This window comes from Paraburkholderia sp. NMBU_R16, from assembly GCF_013282575.1.
In the GTDB taxonomy this organism is placed as follows: Bacteria; Pseudomonadota; Gammaproteobacteria; order Burkholderiales; family Burkholderiaceae; genus Trinickia.
This window is the reverse complement of record NZ_JAAAYE010000134.1, coordinates 1-4,006: the sequence shown is the minus strand read 5'-3', so window position 1 is coordinate 4,006 and position 4,006 is coordinate 1. Positions and strand designations below refer to the sequence as shown.

The following is a 4,006-nucleotide window of genomic DNA, read 5'->3' as shown; positions in this document are numbered from 1 at the left end:
GGGAAGCGCTCACACGCTATTGCAACGACGGCCGGCTAGAGATCGACAACTTGCCGGTCGAGCGCGCATTGCGTGGAGTGGCCATTGGAAGGCGCAACTACCTGTTCGCCGGCGCGGACTCCGGTGGTGAACGTGCCGCCGCGATTTACAGCCTCATCGGGACGGCAAAACTTAACGAGATCGATCCCGAGGCCTATCTGCGCTTCGTAGTGGCCCGAATCGCTGATCACCCGATCAACCGCGTGGACCAACTCATGCCGTGGGTCGTAGCGGATCAGCTCCACAACGCCAACTGAACATCACGACACCGCCGTCAAGACGGTGCCCGCGACACGCTTACAGCGCGCGCTGGTCGAGTCGCAGATCTCGCGCATTAAGCGCTGCATCGGCGCGCGGCTACTGACGCGCAAAATCGAATCGCAGCAGCGCGAGGGGGGATCATTGCCAACGTGCAGATAGCTGAAGGGTATATCGATCAGATTACCGCCCCACTCACGCTCGGCCATGAGGTAAATCACGTGCCATAAACCGGACGTGGTCGATTGTCGACATTACGTCGTCGAAATTCTGTTCGCACAAGCACGAAGTGCCGCAATTTGCCACTGAGTCGCATAAACCGGGACGAACTCTGCGAGGAAGCTTTTCGATCTCCTCCAAGATGACACCCAAGGCTTTCGCCCGTATATGACTGCGAAGGCTAGGAATAACACCAATGGCCACGTGGATCAGGCTGATCTTCTCTTCTTGCGGTAACTGCACCATAGCCGAGAATGCTCGCCTCAAATCGCTCGATGTCCGCGCGTTGTCAATTGCGCTCTCCAAATCAAGGAAAGAGGCATTGGCGGCCCTCGAACCACTTGAAGCCCCTGTAAAAGGCTGCGAGTGGCTTGATGGGGGAAATGGCGCCGAAACAGGGATACGTTGTACGGGGTAGCCCAACCGGGACGCTGGACGTCGCGGAGAGGCACGCGACAGGTTAGTCGAGTCACCTTGAACCGGCAGTCCACCGAGGAGTGGTGGGAGTGGTGTCGACAGCGGGCGCACAATGAAGTTGCCAGGATGACGTACGGCACCACGTCCTGCGTGACCCCCTGAAGCTTGGGGATATCGGGGGTCCCCGCGTCCGGCAGCGCCCGTCCGAAGGTGGCCCCAAGCAGGGTCCTGTGACGAACTGCCGTATTGGTTATTGCCGTATCGGTTGGTTCGATCCATGATTCGCGATAACAAAGTAGGTGTTGTCGCTCCAATTGTCAGTCCCCGGTTTGCGCTCTTCGCCGCCGCCGCGAAGAATGGCCCCTGCAGGCGAACCCGCGTTGCTTCGTTCAGCCACTCTGTCTTGCGTGCCCCGTATCGTGTTGGGCAAGGTAATGGGCGCGCTCCAGCTCGCGTCGCGCCGACATCCACGACGCTGTCCTCAAACTCGGTTGTTGCTTGCCGCTGAAATACTCTTCAGCTACTGATCGATAAGGCACGCTGTAGCAATATCGCGCACCTACACCAACATATCCGCTCAGTTTCTTAGGCCGGCTCATTGGCACAGTCCAGGGGCGCCCGCCTCACCGAAGTCTGGCTGAAACGCCGGACCGAAGGCTGGACTTTCCATTGTAAGCGCGCAGTCAAGAGCGTCCTATCCACGACGCGCTGATGCATGCACCCATCCGGTGATTTAAATCGGAGGTGGCCATGGACAGAGAATTACGCCCGCGCAGTGGGTATTGCATCTCGATGCGGCGGCTCAAGCGGGCGGCTCGCTGTCGGCTTATGCACGCAAGCACGGTTTGAATGTGCACCGCTTGTACGCCGCACGTCAGCGTCAACGCCACCTCGCGGCTCGGCAATCCGGCAATGCGTTGGATGCGCCTCAGTCTTCTCCTTTTGCGACAGTACAGCTCAAGCCTTCGGCGATAGACCCGGCCGCGAAGCTGTCGGCTACCTTACCCAATGGCGTGGTGTTCGAATTCAACTTTTGGGCTTCCGACACGAAGCTTGTCGGCACCGTCATCGGCACGCTCGCCCGCACGCCATGTTCCGTTTCGACGCGTCGCTAGCGGTACGGCTGCACCGCAATCCGGTCGATTTCAGAAAGAGCATTAACGGGCTAACGGCGATCATCGAACAATCGCTCGCGCTCGATCCGTTTGCTGCTGCTGTGTACGGCTTCACCAACCGCCGGCATGACCGGATTAAACTCATTTTTTGGGATAGCAAGCCATAGTAGAGATCACGATCGAACAGTTGCAATGGCTGCTTGACGGGATCGACATTGATGCGGTGAAACCTCATCCAAAGCGAAGTTACCAGATCGCAGGTTGAAACCTCCGCCATGCTGACGGTCTAATGGCGCAATGTCCAAGACCGTCACCCTCACCGCTGAGCAATACGCCACGATCCTGGCAAGTCGAGATGCCTTGGCTGTCGAGCGCGACGGATTGGTCGACGAGCGGCGATCGCTGCTTGAGGAGCGCGCTGGATTGCGCAGCGAACTGCGGGTGGTTATCACCGAGCGCGATCTGTATCACGAGCGTCTGAAGCTGTTCCAGCGCAGGCTATTTGCCGCAAAGAGCGAGATGCGCGATGCTTGCCAGCAGGACCTGTTCTTCAACGAGGCCGAGGCACTTGCGCCAGGCGCTGACCCGGCGCAAGAGAGCGAGCCGGACCGCACGGTCGATGTTCCCGCCCATAAACGGATCCGGCGAGGCCGCAAGCCGCTCGATCCGGCACTGCCACGCGTGACAGTTCGTCATGACCTGAGTGAAGCCGAGCGTACCTGCGAGTACGACGGCTCGATGCTGGTCGAAATCGATGTGCGCGTGCGCGAACAACTCGACATTGTGCCCGAGCAATTCCGGGTGATTCGCCACGAGTATCCCGTCTATGTGTGCCCCACCTGCGATCAGGGTATTAAAGTGGCGCCGGCTCCGGCGCGCATCATCCGAAAGAGCCTCTTTACCGAAGCCGCCCTCGCATGGCTTGTGGTCGCGAAGTTCGCCGACGGCCTGCCGCTGTACCGGCTCGCCGTCATCCTGCGCCGCATCGGGGGCGACATCTCGCGTGGCACGCTTGCCGCGAGCATGATCCGGCTAGGACAGGCTGTGCAGCCGCTCATCAACCTGATGCGCGACATCTTGCTGGAAAGCGACATTCTGTACGGCGATGAAACGACCGGACAGGTGCTCAAGGAGCCGGGACGGTCCGCTCAGACAAAAAGCTTCGTGTGGGCGCAAATGAACGGCACCGGGCCGCCGGTGCGGCTGTTCAGTTACAATCCGACACGCAGCACAGCGCAAGCGGCGGTCCTTTATGCGGGCGTTCACCAGGGCGCGGCCCTGATGACGGATGGTTACGCGCCGTACGATGAAGTCGCGCGCGTCAATGGGACCGCGTCGAAACAGATCGAACATTGGAAAACCAGGTAGCAAACAGATCTCGCTCGTCCTCGCCGACGAAGACGCCTGCTGGGCCGCTTGCGGAACTGTCGGACTTAAAGCCGTTCAAGTCGAATACAGAGAGCCGCCTGAATCGCAGTCGCTCGCTAAATGCATTGATTCCCGTACCGAGAACGTATTCGCTTGCCGATCCGACGGCAGACCCCATGAGAGGAGTGGGCATGGACAAGCCCTCTTCAAGCTCTGAAGAGTCGGCACTAGATCGACTTGAGTCTTCACTTCGCAAGGGCGTTTATCACGAAGGCCGCGTTCAGATAGGTCTTGAACAAATGCAGGCCTATGAGTCCATGAAGCAAGCATCTTTGCCGGTAGCGTTTTATAGCGCTTTGGGCGGAAAAAAGCCGGCCGAGATAGTGCCCATCGGAACATCTATCGCGCTGCTACATGAAGCATTTCTTATCGTCGATGATATCCAGGATAACGATACCCGACGGTAAGCACCCGGCGAAGACACCCCCAGGTCCAAATCGCCGTCAATCAAGCTGCGGCAGGCGCCCAGCGATGCGGTAGAAGCGCGACGATGTCGTCGGCTCGATGGGTAGGCAAGCGATTGAGGACGT

Annotated in this window: 3 protein-coding genes and 1 pseudogene; all 4 read left to right on the top strand. The window is 59.1% G+C overall.

Annotation, left to right across the window (positions count from 1 at the left end; genetic code table 11):
- Window positions 1-296: transposase domain-containing protein (locus GWC77_RS27110; RefSeq protein WP_173262396.1), on the top strand; the 296-nt coding region annotated here is incomplete at its 5' end.
- Between the two features lie 1,727 nt (window positions 297-2,023).
- On the top strand, window positions 2,024-2,215 hold the full coding sequence (gene tnpB, locus GWC77_RS27105; protein ID WP_173262393.1) for an IS66 family insertion sequence element accessory protein TnpB: 192 nt from the start codon (window positions 2,024-2,026) through the stop codon (window positions 2,213-2,215).
- 130 nt (window positions 2,216-2,345) lie between these two features.
- A pseudogene (locus GWC77_RS27100) lies at window positions 2,346-3,365 on the top strand (IS66 family transposase); the annotation flags it as partial.
- Window positions 3,366-3,607: 242 nt separating this feature from the next.
- Entirely contained in the window at window positions 3,608-3,883 is a 276-nt protein-coding gene (locus GWC77_RS27095) for a polyprenyl synthetase family protein (protein ID WP_173262388.1), read from the top strand.
- The last annotated feature ends 123 nt before the right edge of the window (window positions 3,884-4,006 follow it).

Excerpts from the sequence above, each read along its gene's own strand:
- GWC77_RS27095 (WP_173262388.1), top strand. The coding sequence starts at position 3,608 with ATGGACAAGCCCTCTTCAAGCTCTGAAGAGTCGGCACTAGATCGACTT.
- tnpB (WP_173262393.1), top strand. The coding sequence starts at position 2,024 with ATGTTCCGTTTCGACGCGTCGCTAGCGGTACGGCTGCACCGCAATCCG.